This window comes from Amaricoccus tamworthensis, from assembly GCF_049800875.1.
Taxonomy (GTDB): domain Bacteria; phylum Pseudomonadota; class Alphaproteobacteria; order Rhodobacterales; family Rhodobacteraceae; genus Amaricoccus; species Amaricoccus tamworthensis.
In genome coordinates, this window is the sequence record NZ_JBNAFV010000001.1 from 808,031 (window position 1) to 822,071 (window position 14,041).

Sequence of the window (14,041 nt, forward strand, 5' to 3'; positions counted from 1 at the left end):
CCCACTCGCTGAACGGTCGGCAATACTGTTTGCCGGTACTCGTTACCCACCCCTGGATAAACGCGGTTCAACACTGATCAGTATGGTTAATCGTTGATGAATTGCGCCGGATCAACCCGGAATCCGGGTCGGTCAATGATTCAGGCGCTCACATTGTGTTACAATTGCAACAGGATTACCGAAAAATAACGATTTTTTCGGGATGGGCGAAAATCCGCCCAAGCCGTTTGCCGCAGGTATTCACGAATTGGTCCAGATCACGTCGGCTTTTGCCGAATCCCTCAGCACGGTTTCGGCATTTGGCAGATCGTTATCGCCCGCTTTCGTTTTGGCCGATTCGCGGTCAAAACCGAAACCGAGCCAGCGCTCCATGAGCCGGGCCTCCAGCACCTCCATCGGGGCGGAGACCATGATGGTGTGGTCGAAAAGCGGCCGAAGCCGGTGCCAGGGTGGGGTTGTCAAAAGCAGATAATTGCCTTCGACGAGAATGATTCGCGTATCGGGCGCAACAATGCGGGCTCCGGCACGCGCAAGTTCCAGCGACCGGTCGAAAACGGGCACGGCGACGGGGTCCCGCGCGGCGCGGATGCGTTCAAGCGTGGCGAGGAAGCCGAGCGCATCAAAGGTCCAGGGCGCGCCCTTGCGCGGCAGATCACCGGAGGCGGTGAGCACCGCGTCGTCGTAGTGGTAGCCGTCCATGGGCACGAGGGTGGAAGAGCCGGGATCAAGACGCTCCAGTTCAGCCCAGAGTTGTTCGGAGAGGGTTGATTTGCCGCCCGCGGGCGGTCCGGCGATGGCGACCATGAACCGGTCACGGCCCCCGGCCTTTTCCAGCACGTCTCTTGCCAGTGCGGTCACGTCGCCGGTCATGCCATGTTCCTCCTCCGATGCGCAGGCTGAGGATCATTTCCATCGCGACGACGATGTCAACGGAGCGGGGCTGTCAGGCCGGGGGAATTGGTCAGGTGGTGTGAATTACCGTTTGTCCTGGAGGGGCGATTGACGGTAAGCCGCTGTGACGGACAACTCCGGAGTACGAAATCGGTATGGCGGAAGACGAACCGGGCGCCACGGCGACGGCACCAGTGCAGCGCGGCACCAACCAGGCGGGCATGCGGGCGTTTAACGAACGGCTCGTTCTGTCCCTGGTGCGGCGGCACCGGGCGCTGGCGAAGTCCGCGATTGCGGGCATGACCGGGCTGTCGGTGCAGACGGTGTCGGTGATCATGCGGCAGCTGGAAGCGGATGACCTTCTGCTGCGCGGTGAACCGCAGCGAGGCAAGGTCGGGCAGCCGCGGGTGCCGATGTCGATTAATCCCGAAGGCGCGTTTTTCGTGGGCGTGAAGATCGGGCGGCGCAGTCTTCAGATCATGCTGGTGGATTTTGAGGGGGGCGTGCGGCATTCGGTGACGCACGGGTATGACTTCCCGAAAACGCTGGAGTGCTTCGGGCGCGTGCGGTCGCAGGTGGCGGAATATGCCGCGATGCTGGGGCCGAAGGCGGACCGTCTGGCGGGGCTGGGGCTCGCGATGCCGTCGCGCATCTGGGAATGGGCCGATGAGATTGGCGCGGATCAGGCGGAGTTGGCGCGGTGGGCGGATATAGATATTGCTGCGGAACTGGCGCTCGTTCCCGCCCTGCCCGTTTACGTGCAGGATGACGCGACGGCGGCCTGTGGTGCGGAGCTGGCCTTTGGCAATCCTGAGGGGCTGATGGATTTTCTGCATGTGCATGTGGGGGCGTTCATTGGCGGCGGGATTGTTCTGAACGGGGCGCTGCATACCGGGCGGACGGGCAAGGCGGCGGCGCTTTGGCCGTTGCCGGTGAGTGACGGGAAAGGCGGGACGGTGCCTCTACTGGACCGGGCGTCGCTGATTTTGCTGGAGCGGCGTGTTCTGGCGGCGGGGCTGCCGGTGGAGCTTCTGCACGATCTGTCGGGGGACTGGGAGAGCCTGGGCGATGTTCTGGAAGCCTGGCTTGACGGGGCGGGACCGGCGATTGCGCAGGCGGTGGTGGCGGCGGCCTCGGTGCTGGAACTTGGGACGGTTGTGGTGGATGGTGCCCTGCCCGATCCGGTGCGCGACCGGCTGGTGGCGCGGGTCCGGGACGAGCTTGAGCTGTATGACATGCGCGGGTTCGAACGGCCGGAGGTGCGGACCGGTACGGTCGGGCCGGATGCGCGGGCGATTGGCGGGGCGAGCCTGCCCCTCTTTGACCGGTATCTGGTTGATCCGGGGACGCTGGCCGTGAGCGGTGGCCGGCAGGCGTCGTAGGCCGTTAACGCTCACTTCAAGGAAACCCGGTTTAACGGCGGGAGGCTCCATCATTGGGATTTTCTGCCGTGTGTATTTCCTCTCTGTCGTGTTTTGTCCGTGTGTCCGCCCTGGCGGGGTTTGGTCTGTTTGCCGCGGGGCCGGTGGCTGCAGTGACGGCGGTGTTCGATTTCGACTGGTCGGGAGATTACCTGGACCACTCCTACTGGGCCACGGGCAGTGTCGAGATTGACGGTGTTGCGCCGGGCGGGAGTTTTGGGGCGGCGGATATTTCCGCGAGCCGGATTGAGGTGGACGGGTCCGCCTGGTTCGAGCCCTTCACCTTTACCGAATGGAATGCGGGTGTGAGCGGCTGGATCAGCGCGGATGGCCGAAGCGCGGTGTTCGACGGGCTGTCGGGGCCGTTTTCAGCGGATGGCGTGGGCTTTTTCGGCTGTGACCTGGCCGGGTGTGGCGCGGGCACGACGCCTGGGTTTCTGAGCCCGCCGGAGACGTACCGGGTGTACCTCAATGACGGGTATTTCAACGAGGCGTATTTCGACTATGCCAGTGCGGCGGATGCGGGTGCTGCGATGCGCATGGAACTGCGTGAGAGCGCAGTGCCGGAAATTGATGCGGGCGCGGGGTTCGGTGCGCTGGCCGGGATTGGCGCGGCCGTGGCGTTTTTGCGCGGACGGCGGCGCCCGGCCTGAAGCCGGACGGCGCTTTTTGATGGCGGTCAGTGCGCCATGAAGATCGGCAGGTCGGCGTTTTTCAGCATGTTGGTTGTGGTGCCGCCGAAGATGCGCTGACGCAGGCGGGAATGGCCGAAGCCGCCCATTATGATCAGTTCCGAACCGAGATCCCTGGCCGTGGCGAGAAGCGCGTCACCGGTTTCGCGTCCCTGTCGCGGGATGCAGTGAACGGTGGCCGAGATGCCATGCCGGTTGAGATAGCGGGCGAGATCCGAGCCGGGTTCCGGGCCGTGGCCGTCGAAGGAGGGTACAGGGTCGATCAGCACGATGTCGGTTGCCTCCGCGCGTTTCATGATGCCTATACCGTCGCGCACGGCCTTGGAGGCCTCCACGCTGGCGTCCCAGGCGACCATGACCTTTTTGATGTTGGGGAAGACGGTGTCATCCCCGGGCAACAGCAGGACCGGACGGCCGGATTCAAACAGCGCGCCATCGACGGTGCAGCCGTGGAAAACGGAGGTCTCGTCGCGGGCGGGCGGAATGAGCGTGAGGTCGGCGTAGCGGGCAAAACGGGCTGCGAGCGTGGGCAGGGTTGCACGGTCGACGAACTGCGCCTCCACCACGAGGCCGGGGACCTTGTCGGACAGCTCGGCCTTGAGTTCGTCGGCGCGAGCCTTGACCTCCTGCTGGCCCTGGCTGATTTCCTCGGCCCAGTGTTCGTTTCCGATCACGCCATAGGGCGACGTCGGCGGCGGCACGGAGAGGCCGGCCACGAGGACCATGAGGTGGGCGTCCAGGTCACGGCAGATGCGGGCGACGTGCAGCGCGTCGTCATTGCCGGTCCCGATCCCCGTGAGATAAAATACGGTTTTGAATCCCATGTTGCTGCTCCTTGTTCGTTTACCCGAATCTAACATGATTTTAACGGGATGTCCTTGTTCCATATCAACCACCCCTTGCCCGCAAGCGTGCTATGGACCTAAACTTGCTGCAATCTTTCCATGTTTGACCAGGAGGTGTGGGGATGGCGATGGAGGAGTTCAGGATCCAGCTGGCGATGCTGCTGGACCAGATTACGAACCAGCCCGAGGACATGCACGAGGCGCAGGAAAGCCTGCGTGAGAAGCTGGCGGAGATGCAGGCTCTGGGCCTGCCCCTGCCCGATGATCTGGTGGGGCTGGAGAAGTATCTCGACGAGCGGTTTATCCGCGATGGCGTGGTGCCGGAACCGAAGTAAATTCGCCGGGCCGGACGGCGTCAGGCTTTCCGGCCACGGATTGCGCCAATCATCGACGTCAGCACGAGAGCCACGACCGACGCGGTGACGATGGACGGGCCGGCGGGCGTGTCGAGGTGGTATGACGCCTCAAGGCCCGCGAGGACGGAGAGGATCCCGATGAGAACGGCGAGACGGGCCATGGCCTCGGGGCTGCCTGTGACCGCGCGGGCGGCGGCGGCCGGGATGATGAGCATGGCGGTGATGAGCAGCGCGCCCACGACCTGGAGCGCCACGGCAACAAGAAGGGCCAGCGCAACCGTCAGGACGATCTTCTCAAAATCCGTGTTAACTCCGGTGGATACAGCCAGGTCCTCGTTCAATGTCGCAAGCAGAAGGCGCGACCAGCGCCAGAGCAGGATGCCCACGATTATGGCTGCGCCGACCCAGATGGTGACGAGGTCCGCCCGGCTGACGGAGAGGATATCGCCGAAGAGGTAGCCGGAGAGGTCGACGCGCACGTTGGGCATGAGCGAGAGGGCCACGAGGCCGAGGGCGAGGGCCGCGTGGGCGGCGACGCCGAGCATGGTGTCAGCGCCGTAGCGTTCGCCGGAGGCCAGTGACACGGTCAGGGCCATGGCCACGGCCGCGATGGCGACGCCGGGCAGGATGGGCATTTCGACGGCGAGGGCCAGAACCACGCCCAGCAGGGCCGCGTGGGAGGTGGCGTCCCCGAAATAGGCCATGCGGCGCCAGACGACGAAGCACCCCAGGGGACCTGCGGCCATGGCAACACCGATGCCCGCGATCACGGCGCGGATAAGAAAGTCATCCAGAAAGCTCAATGGTGGTGGTCCCCGGCATGGTCGTGGTGGTGGGAATGGTCGTGGTCGTGACGGTAGAGCGCCAGGGCGCCCTCGGTTCCGTAGCCGAAAAGTGCGCGGTATTCGGGGGTTGCGGAGACAACCGTTGGCGTACCCTCGCAGCAGACATGGCCATTGAGGCAGATCACACGGTCGCTGGAGGCCATGACCACGTGGAGGTCGTGGCTGACCATCAGGACGCAGCAGCCAAGCTCGTCGCGGAGTTCCCCGATCAACTGGTAGAACCGGGCCTCTCCGGGCTGGTCGAGGCCCTGGGCGGCTTCGTCGAGGACGAGAAGGTTTGGTTTGCGCAGGAGGGCCTGGGCAAGCAGCGCCCGCTGGAACTGGCCGCCGGAGAGGCTCGACATCTGGCGTTTTTCCAGTCCGGGCAGATTGACGCGCTCGAGGGCGTGCGACCGGGCTTTCCTGGAGGTGTCGGCGAGTGACAGGAAGCGGTCGACGGAGAGCGGCAGGGTGCGGTCGATGGTGAGTTTCTGCGGCACGTATCCGATGCGCAGGTTGGAGGCGCGTGTGATCGTGCCCTCGGTCGGTTTGCGCGCGCCGATCAGCAGGCGCAGCAGTGTGGTTTTTCCCGAGCCGTTTGGCCCAACAATCGTCACGATCTCATTGGGTTGCAGGTCGATATTGATGTCGGACAGGATGCGGTTCCCGGTGAGCGTGACGCCCATCCGGTCGGTTTTCAGAAGCGGTGCGTTCATGGGGTTTCGGTTCCGGCTTCGGCACAGGCGGCGCAGAGACCCTCGGCTTCGACGACCAGACGTTCGACGGTGAAGGATTCCCTGGACATGGTTTCCTCGATACCGCGGATGGGCGCGGGCAGTTTGCTCTCCGCGACCGTGCGGCAGCCGCGGCAGACGAGGAAGGCCGCGGCGTGGTGGTCCGACCCGTGGGTGCAGGCCACGAAGGCGGACAGCCTTTCGATGCGGTGGGCAAAGCCGTGTTCCACGAGGAAGTCGAGCGCGCGGTAGGCCACGGGGGGCTGATGGGGCAAGCCATCGTCGCGCAGGCGGTCCAGCAGTTCGTAGGCGGTCATGGCGCGGTGCGTCTCCAGAAGGGCGTTCAGGACGGATTCCCGGGCTGGAGTCAGGCGCAGCTTTTCCTGCTCGCAGCGCGCGCGCACCTCGGCCATGGCGGTGGCGCGGCACCGGCGGTGGTCATGCGGCTGGAATGCGTCGACCTTTGGGGCGACGGGTTTTTGGCTTGCGGGCATAATTGTAATGTTATAACAGTTCGACTCCGGAAGTACCTAGCAACTTCCCGTTCTAAACACAAGTCTGTCTGGATTTTTGATGAAACCGGTAAAACTGTTCTCCGCCCTGTTGTTTTCCTCCCTGCCCGCTCTGGCGGCGGCCGCTCCCAAGGTGGTGACGGATATTGCTCCGGTGCATTCCATTGTGGCCCGCATCATGGAGGGTGTGGGCGAGCCGGACCTGATGGTGCCGCCGGGCGTTTCCCCCCATGACTACAGCCTGAGGCCGTCGACCGCTGGCGCGTTGCAGGATGCGGATCTGGTATTTGAGGTGGGTCCGGAACTGTTTCCGTGGTTCGCCGATACGATTTCATCCCTGAACCAGGACGCGAAAGTTGTTGTTCTGACGGCGGTTCCGGACATGGAGGTGCTGGAGTTCGATGAGGAGGCGCATGATCACGGGCATGATGACGACCACGATCATGACCATGAGGAGCATGGGCATGAAGATCACGACCATGACCACGGCCATGAGCATGAGGAGGAGCATCACGACCATGATCATGAGGAACATGCCGAGGCGGAGCATGATGATCATGGCCATGACGACCACGGGCATGATCATGGACCGGTTGACCCGCATATCTGGCTGAACCCGGATAACGGTCTGGAAATCGGACGGGCCGTCGCGGATGCGCTGTCGGAGATTGACCCGGACAATGCGGATGCCTATGCGGCCAACCTTGAGGCTTTTACGTCTGAAATCAGTGACCTGTCGCAGGAGATTGAGGCGAAAATCGAGCCGGTCAGGGGCGCGGGATATCTCGTGTTCCACGATGCCTATGGCTATTTTGAGGACCGGTTCGGCATCGACAGTGCGGGCTGGCTCAGCGCGTCGGATGCGTCGAAACCCGGTGCCGGGCGCCTGACCGAGGTGCGCGAAATGGTGCAGAGCGGTGAGGTTACCTGCATTTTCGCGGAGCCCCAGTTTGACGCCAAACTGGTTGAGACCGTGCGTGAGGGCAGCGGGCTGCGGACCGGTGTTCTGGATCCGGTGGGATTTGACCTGGAACCGGGGCCGGAGCTTTACGGGCAACTGCTCAACGGTATTGCGGATGGCCTGGCCGGCTGTCTTGCGGACGAGAGCTGAGGGACCTGTCAGGGCGGCCTGGCTGTCCCCCCGCCGGGTCGCCTTTTTTTTGTGAGGACGGAGTGGTCCGGACCCTGCGGGGTTCGGGCCTTTTTGTTTGCGGGATGGTCCGAAAGGGCCGGAGCAAATAACGCGACATTTATTTCAAAAACGTAGGATTTTGTTTAGCAGCGCCATTTATTCTGTGCGGCGAAAATCGATTTTTGGAGCGGACAGCATTATGGCGCGAGATTTTTTTAGTACGCCGCACGTTATTATCGCGGATGACGAGCGTGGGCTTCTGACCATGATGGGTGAGTTTTGCCGTGAACAGGGCTGGTCCGTGGAGACCTGCGTGGACGGCAATGAACTTGTGGATGCGGTGATGGCCGGGACCGCTCCGGCACTGCTGCTGATTGATATCATGATGCCGGAACTTGATGGGATTGAGGTGATTGACCGGATCCACCATCAGGACCGGCCGCTGCGCGTGCGGTTTATGTCGGGCGGGGTTGAGGCGCAGATCAGGGCGGCCAATCTGATCGCCACGGCCAAAAACATGAATGTCGGCGCCAACATCAAAAAACCCATCACAACCGAGAAGCTGCAGGCGATCCTCGACGAGGAGGAACGCGTGGTGGATGGACTTGCCGGGCTGCGGCAGCGACGGGCGATGCCGTGATCGCCTCCTGCGTGTGTTGAGCGGGAGAACAGGCGTTAAACGGCGAAAAGCCGCCGTTTAGGGGCTAAACCCGTCATTTTCCTGCCACAACGGAGTACCCGGTTTTCGTTCGGGCGACAGATTCCGTTTCCCCCCGCAGAGTTATTGTTCTAAGCCTCGCGCATAACGTTGACGGACCGAAACGCGGGGGAAGTATATCCATGTCGGTAATCATTGACATCGTAGGGCGCGAAATTCTCGACAGCCGGGGCAATCCAACCGTTGAGGTTGATGTTCTGCTCGAGGATGGCGCAATGGGCCGCGCGGCTGTTCCCTCCGGGGCATCGACGGGTGCGCATGAGGCTGTTGAGCTTCGCGACGGAGACAAAAAACGGTTTGGCGGCAAGGGTGTTCTGAAAGCGGTGAAGGCCGTGAACGGAACGATCTGTGACGCGCTGAACGGTGTGGACGCGATGGATCAGGCGCTGATCGACCGCACCATGATTGAGCTCGACGGGACCAAGAACAAGGGCAACCTTGGCGCGAACGCGATCCTGGGCGTGAGCCTGGCAGCGGCGAAGGCCGCGGCGCAGAGCCTCGGCACGCCGCTCTACCGTTATGTGGGTGGTACTTCGGCCAGGGTTCTGCCGGTTCCGATGATGAACATCATCAATGGTGGCGAGCACGCGGACAACCCCATCGACATTCAGGAATTTATGGTCATGCCCGTCGGCGCGGAGAGCGTGTCCGAGGCGATCCGGATTGGCGCGGAAATTTTCCACTCTCTCAAGAAGGAACTGTCCGCCGCCGGTCACAACACCGCCGTGGGTGATGAGGGTGGCTTTGCGCCGAACCTGAGCTCGACCAATGCCGCACTCGACTTCATCATGAAGAGCATCGAGAAGGCCGGATACAAGCCGGGTTCCGATGTGTTCCTGGCGCTCGATTGTGCGGCGACCGAGTATTACAAAGACGGCGTTTACGACATGAAGGGCGAAGGCGTGAAGCTGTCGTCCGGGGAAAACGCGGATTACCTGGCGAAGCTCGTCGACACTTACCCCATCATCTCGATTGAGGACGGCATGGGTGAGGACGACTGGGAGGGGTGGAAGGCCCTGACCGACAAGATCGGTGACCGGTGCCAGCTGGTGGGTGACGATCTGTTCGTGACCAATACCGAGCGTCTGGTCCGTGGTATCGAGGAGGGTATCGCCAACTCCATCCTCGTGAAGGTCAACCAGATCGGCAGCCTGACCGAGACCATGGCCGCCGTGGAAATGGCGCATCACGCGCGCTACACCGCCGTCATGTCGCACCGCTCCGGCGAGACTGAGGACTCCACAATTGCCGACCTGGCGGTTGCGACGAACTGTGGTCAGATCAAGACGGGGTCCCTGTCTCGGTCGGACCGTCTGGCGAAATACAACCAGCTGATCCGGCTTGAGGAGGATCTGGGCGAGAGCGCGATCTATGCCGGACGTTCGATTCTTCGGAGCTGATTTGACTGCATGACGGACGCTGCCGCTCCGCGCCCCTATCTGATTGCGCCGACCCATCCGCGGCTGGCGCAGTTTCCCGATATTCTGGCGCGGCTCCTTGACGATCACGACATTGCCTGCGTGCGGATGGGCCATACCGGCGAGACGGAGGACGAGCTGTCGCGCATGGCCGACACGCTTCGCCCGATCTGTCATGAGCGGGATGTGCCGCTGGTGATCACGGGGCATTTCCGCATGGTCACGCCTCTGGGACTGGACGGGGTGCATCTGCCGGACGGGGCGAAACAGGTTCGGGCGGCGCGCAAGGCCCTGCCCTCGGACAGTATCGTGGGCGCCTATGCCCAGGCCTCGCGTCATGACGGGATGAACGCGGGCGAGATTGGCGCGGATTACGTGAGCTTCGGCCCCGTGTCGCCGTCGAGCCTCGGGGATGGCACACTGGCGCCGATGGATCTGTTTTCCTGGTGGTCGGAAATGATTGAGGTGCCGGTTGTCGCCGAGGGCGGCATTTCGGTGCAGCAGGCCCAGGACCTGGCGTCGATCTGTGACTTCATCGCTCTGGGTGAGGAGCTGTGGTCGCACCCTGAAGGCCCGGACGTGGCCATGACGGAATACGCACCGTATTTGGGGTGACGCCGCATGGCGTCAGCCCCGGTCACGACAGGGGTGCCATGAAATGGAAATGACGGTTCCGGCCTTTATTGCGGTCACGCTTGGCATGGTCGTGTTTTTCATCGGCGCCCTGCTGACCCGCGAGGTCGCGTTTCTCAAGGATTACAACATTCCCGAACCGGTTTCCGGGGGCATTGCCGTCGCCCTTGTGACCTGGGGTTTCTATGTGCTGACCGACCGGCGGATCGTGTTTGACCTTTCGGTGCGGGATTACCTGCTGGTGCTGTTTTTCTCGACGATTGGGCTCAATGCGCGGATTGCCGACCTCTTTAAGGGTGGCAGGCTGCTGGTTGTGCTGTTGTGTCTGACCATTGGTTTCATGATTTTGCAGAACCTAGTTGGCTTGGTGGGCACGCTTCTGTTTGGGCTGGACCGGCCGCTTGCGGTGCTTCTGGGGTCGGCCGCGCTGATCGGGGGGCATGGGACCGCGATTGCCTGGGGGCCGCAGATCGAGGCGATCACCGGGTTTGCGGCGGCGGAAGAGGTTGGGATTGCCTCCGCGACACTGGGGCTAGTGCTGGCGGCGCTGATTGGCGGGCCGATTGGGAAGTCGCTGATCGACCGGAACGGGCTCGAAGGGGACCGGGACGCGCCGCCTGTGGTGGGTCTGGAATTCCCGGAGAAGGGCGAGCCTGCGGAGGTTGTGAACCATATCAGCCTGATGCGGGCGACGCTGGCGGCGCATGTGGCGATTTTGCTGGGCTGGTTTGCCCATCAGGCGATCGCGCAGATGGGGCTTATGCTGCCTCTGTTTGTGCCGTGTCTGCTGGTGGGGATCGTGATGTCGAATACGGTTCCGTATGTCTTCCCGCATATTTCCTGGCCGACCGGCAGCCGGGCGCTGGCCGTGATCTCGGATTTCAGCCTGTCGATCTTTCTGGCGATGTCGCTGATGAGCATGCAGCTCTGGACGCTGGCGGAACTGGGCGGACCCATTCTCGGCGTGCTGGCGATGCAGGTGGCGATGACCGTGTGTTTCGCGCTGTTTGTGGTGTTCCGCACGGCGGGGCGGGATTACCAGGCGGCGGTGCTGAGTTCGGGGTTCGCCGGGTTTGCCCTGGGCGCGACGCCAACTGCGATTGCGAACATGTCGGCGGTGACCAAACGCTATGGCGCGGCGCCGCTGGCGTTTGTGGTTTTGCCGCTGGTGTCTGCGTTTTTCGTGGACCTGGCGAACGCGTTTGTCATTCGGTTTTTTGTGGGGCTTTAGGTCACCCGTATTCTATTTGGACGGAGGGGGTTCTCCCCTGCCGTCTGCCCGGGTTTTCCGGGCGTCGCCAACTCGAATGTTTTATGATCAGCCCGCCCTGTTGAGGCCGGGGGATGCGGGTGTTTCCGTGGGGCCCCGGCCGGTGCCGCGGGTGACGCAAATGGGTTCGGGTTTGCCGTAGTAGTAGCCCTGGACCAGGTTGCAGCCCTGCGAGCGCAGGTATGCGAGCTGTTCCGCGCTTTCCACGCCCTCGGCCAGAATGGGCACGGACAGGGCGTCGCCAAGGGAGAGAACCGCGCGGAACACGCCCTTGGATGTCTGGCTCTCCGCGATGGTGTCCACCAGCGACTTGTCCAGTTTGATCTTGTCGAACGGGAAGGCCTGGAGCATGGCGAGTGAGGAATAGCCGGTGCCGAAATCGTCGATGGAGACCGACACGCCCACGTTCCTGATCTTTTGGAGCACGGCGATGGCTTTGGCCTGGTCGGCAATGAAGCAGGTTTCCGTGACCTCAAGCTCGAGACGGCCGGGTTCGAGCCGGGACATCCAGAGAATGTCGAGCAGCATCTCGCTGAAGTTCGGATCGACGAGCTGGGCCGGGGAGACGTTGACCGAGACGGGTGTTCCGGTGGTCCAGCTGGCGGCTTCCTGACAGGCGGTACGGAGGACCCATTCGCCAAGTTTAACGATTAAACCGGTCTGCTCAGCCAGCGGAATGAACTGGTTGGGGGGATGAGGCCGCGCTCGGGGTGGTTCCAGCGCACCAGCGCCTCGTAGCCCGCGATTTCCTCGTGGGTCACGTTCATCTGAACCTGGTAGTGCAGTTCCAGTTCATCGTTTTCAATGGCGTGGCGGAGTTCCTCAATCATTCGACGGTGAGCGCGAACGGTGTCGTCCATGGATTTGTCGTAGAGACAGATATGGGCGGTTTCCGAGGATTTGGCGCGGTACATGGCAAGATCGGCGTTGTTCAGAAGCGTGGTGATGTCGTTGCCATCCGCCGGGGCCAGGGCCACGCCGATGCTGGCGCCACACTGAAGTGCGATGCCCTCGTGGTCGATTTCGCGGGAGAACATTTCCTCGAGGCGTTCGGCGAACTGAACCGCGTCTTCCCGGTTTTGGATCTCGGAGAAGATGACGAACTCGTCGCCGCCGATACGGGCGGCCATCTGGCTGCCGTTCAGCAGGGTCTTGAGGCGGTCTCCGGTCTCGGACAGCACGCGGTCGCCGGCGGCGTGGCCGTGGGTGTCGTTGACCTCCTTGAAGCGGTTGAGGTCGATGGCCATCACGGCGTACTGCGCCCTGCCCCGGTTCCAGTCGAGGATGTTCGCGGTCTGCTCGAGAAATGACGTGCGGTTGCGCAGGCCGGTGAGGCTGTCGAACTGGGCGAGAAACGAGATGCGTTTTTCGTGTTCCAGTCGCTGGCTGATGTCGCGGAGGGCGTAGATTGTCAGCGGGTGGTCGTCATCCGTGACCGTTTCAGTGCGGATGGTCAGTTCCACCTGGATCAGTGCACCCTCCAGTGTGCGGACCTCGGCGCGGACGAGTTTGTTTCGTGGGTGGCTGTCATGTTCCCTAAGGAACTTCGAGACGTGTTTGCCGACGACGTCCCGCGAGGCAGCACCGGTCATGCGCAGGAATTCGGTGTTGGCCTCCACCACGGTTTCGTCGCGGACGACGACCATGCCGTCCACCGCGCTTTCGGCCAGGTGGCGCAGGCGGATGGCGGCATAGGAGCGGGCCTGACCGTCGAGGAAATAGCTGACCGCGCCGGTACCGAGCACCAGGAGGGCAACACCCGCCACGGCGACAGCGATCATGCTGCGGGCGGCGTCGTCGGTGTAGTCGGCGGGGAAATAGGCGTAGGGGTTGATGGCGATTGCGGTCATGCCGGTGAAATGCAGCATGACGATTGCGAGCACGAGAAAACCGGTGCCGCCGATCAGGGCTTTGGTACCCGACCACAGCCGGATGCTCTCGAAAGCGCAGATACTGATGGAGATCGCGAGAATGACGGAAGCGATGAGATATGGAACTTCCCAGGTGAAAATGGCGTGGGTCGCGAAGGCCATCATGCCGGTGTAGTGCATGGCCGAGACGCTGAGGCCGAAGATGGCGCCACCGATTTTGGCCGCGTGGCGGATGTTCTCGCCAACCACCGCAAAGGAAATGCCGCAGCCGACGATGCCGACCATGAGCGAGGCGAAGGTGGGGCCGAATTCGTAGGTGATGGGGATGCCGGGCTGATAGGCGAGCATGGCCACGAAATGCGTACACCAGATGGTCGAGCCGCCGGCAATGGCACCGATGAATCCCCAGGCAAAGCGCGCGTTGGAGCGGATGGTCATGGTCTTGCCCAGCAGATGCGTGGAGACCAGCGCGCCGAGCGAACAGATCAGAGCCGCCAGCCCGACCAGTGTCAGATCATGGTCGTACGCAATACACGAAACCAGTCGCAGCATGTTTCTGGCCCCCACTTCAGCCGCCCCAAATGCAGGGAGCAGCGTTAGGGGGCAATTCCGCCCAAAGTGTTAACGGCGGCGATTTAGCGCATTTTTGAGACCGGCAAAATGTGTACGATTTTCGTATTATTGGGAGCGGACCGGTGCCGCTCCCGCCGTCATCAGGGTCCTG

The 14,041-nt window shown here is 62.6% G+C and carries 13 protein-coding genes and 1 pseudogene; 8 read left to right on the forward strand and 6 right to left on the reverse strand.

What is annotated here, in order from left to right; translation table 11 throughout:
• Nucleotides 1–240: 240 nt before the first annotated feature.
• Complete coding sequence (locus ACP15P_RS03850; RefSeq protein WP_424927175.1) at nucleotides 241–870, reverse strand: nucleoside triphosphate hydrolase; 630 nt, start codon at nucleotides 868–870, stop codon at nucleotides 241–243.
• A 176-nt stretch (nucleotides 871–1,046) separates the two neighbouring features.
• Here ACP15P_RS03850 and ACP15P_RS03855 point away from each other — a divergent pair, with 176 nt between their 5' ends.
• Nucleotides 1,047–2,273, forward strand: a complete 1,227-nt coding sequence (locus ACP15P_RS03855) for an ROK family protein (protein WP_424927176.1) — start codon at nucleotides 1,047–1,049, stop codon at nucleotides 2,271–2,273.
• A gap of 68 nt (nucleotides 2,274–2,341) precedes the next feature.
• The gene (locus ACP15P_RS03860) at nucleotides 2,342–2,965 is read left to right on the forward strand and encodes a hypothetical protein (RefSeq protein ID WP_424927177.1); all 624 of its coding nucleotides are present in this window, start codon (nucleotides 2,342–2,344) and stop codon (nucleotides 2,963–2,965) included.
• A 26-nt stretch (nucleotides 2,966–2,991) separates the two neighbouring features.
• Here the strand turns inward: ACP15P_RS03860 and ACP15P_RS03865 are convergent, their stop codons facing one another.
• Nucleotides 2,992–3,828, reverse strand: a complete 837-nt coding sequence (locus tag ACP15P_RS03865; RefSeq protein ID WP_424927178.1) for a universal stress protein — start codon at nucleotides 3,826–3,828, stop codon at nucleotides 2,992–2,994.
• A gap of 143 nt (nucleotides 3,829–3,971) precedes the next feature.
• On the opposite strand from ACP15P_RS03865, the gene ACP15P_RS03870 reads away from it, so the two are divergent.
• Entirely contained in the window at nucleotides 3,972–4,184 is a 213-nt protein-coding gene (locus ACP15P_RS03870) for a hypothetical protein (RefSeq protein WP_424927179.1), read from the forward strand.
• A 20-nt stretch (nucleotides 4,185–4,204) separates the two neighbouring features.
• On the opposite strand, the gene ACP15P_RS03875 is transcribed toward ACP15P_RS03870, so the two are convergent.
• From ACP15P_RS03875 to ACP15P_RS03885, 3 genes are read right to left on the reverse strand one after another with little or no spacing between them, the layout of a single operon-like run.
• Nucleotides 4,205–5,008: a metal ABC transporter permease gene (locus tag ACP15P_RS03875; RefSeq protein ID WP_424927180.1), complete on the reverse strand. Its 804-nt coding sequence runs from the start codon at nucleotides 5,006–5,008 to the stop codon at nucleotides 4,205–4,207.
• Nucleotides 5,005–5,745 carry an ATP-binding cassette domain-containing protein gene (locus tag ACP15P_RS03880; RefSeq protein WP_424927181.1) on the reverse strand — a complete coding sequence of 247 codons (741 nt, stop codon included), beginning with the start codon at nucleotides 5,743–5,745 and terminating at the stop codon, nucleotides 5,005–5,007. Before ACP15P_RS03880 ends, ACP15P_RS03875 begins: the two co-directional genes overlap by 4 nt.
• Nucleotides 5,742–6,257, reverse strand: a complete 516-nt coding sequence (locus ACP15P_RS03885) for a Fur family transcriptional regulator (RefSeq protein WP_424927182.1) — start codon at nucleotides 6,255–6,257, stop codon at nucleotides 5,742–5,744. The genes ACP15P_RS03880 and ACP15P_RS03885 overlap by 4 nt, the downstream gene beginning before the upstream one ends.
• 79 nt (nucleotides 6,258–6,336) lie before the next feature.
• Between ACP15P_RS03885 and ACP15P_RS03890 the strand changes: the two genes are divergently transcribed.
• The 5 genes from ACP15P_RS03890 (at nucleotide 6,337) to gltS (ending at nucleotide 11,407) form a co-directional block, all read left to right on the forward strand.
• Nucleotides 6,337–7,386, forward strand: a complete 1,050-nt coding sequence (locus ACP15P_RS03890) for a zinc ABC transporter substrate-binding protein (protein ID WP_424927183.1) — start codon at nucleotides 6,337–6,339, stop codon at nucleotides 7,384–7,386.
• Between the two features lie 220 nt (nucleotides 7,387–7,606).
• Nucleotides 7,607–8,047 (forward strand): response regulator, encoded by a 441-nt coding sequence (locus ACP15P_RS03895; protein WP_424927184.1) that lies wholly within the window; start codon nucleotides 7,607–7,609, stop codon nucleotides 8,045–8,047.
• A gap of 200 nt (nucleotides 8,048–8,247) precedes the next feature.
• Nucleotides 8,248–9,525, forward strand: a complete 1,278-nt coding sequence (eno, locus tag ACP15P_RS03900) for a phosphopyruvate hydratase (protein WP_424927185.1) — start codon at nucleotides 8,248–8,250, stop codon at nucleotides 9,523–9,525.
• 9 nt (nucleotides 9,526–9,534) lie between these two features.
• Nucleotides 9,535–10,158 carry a thiamine phosphate synthase gene (locus ACP15P_RS03905; protein WP_424927186.1) on the forward strand — a complete coding sequence of 208 codons (624 nt, stop codon included), beginning with the start codon at nucleotides 9,535–9,537 and terminating at the stop codon, nucleotides 10,156–10,158.
• A 43-nt stretch (nucleotides 10,159–10,201) separates the two neighbouring features.
• Nucleotides 10,202–11,407, forward strand: a complete 1,206-nt coding sequence (gene gltS / locus ACP15P_RS03910; protein ID WP_424927187.1) for a sodium/glutamate symporter — start codon at nucleotides 10,202–10,204, stop codon at nucleotides 11,405–11,407.
• A gap of 87 nt (nucleotides 11,408–11,494) precedes the next feature.
• On the opposite strand, the pseudogene ACP15P_RS03915 reads toward gltS, so the two are convergent.
• A pseudogene (locus ACP15P_RS03915) lies at nucleotides 11,495–13,869 on the reverse strand (bifunctional diguanylate cyclase/phosphodiesterase).
• Between the last annotated feature and the right edge of the window lie 172 nt (nucleotides 13,870–14,041).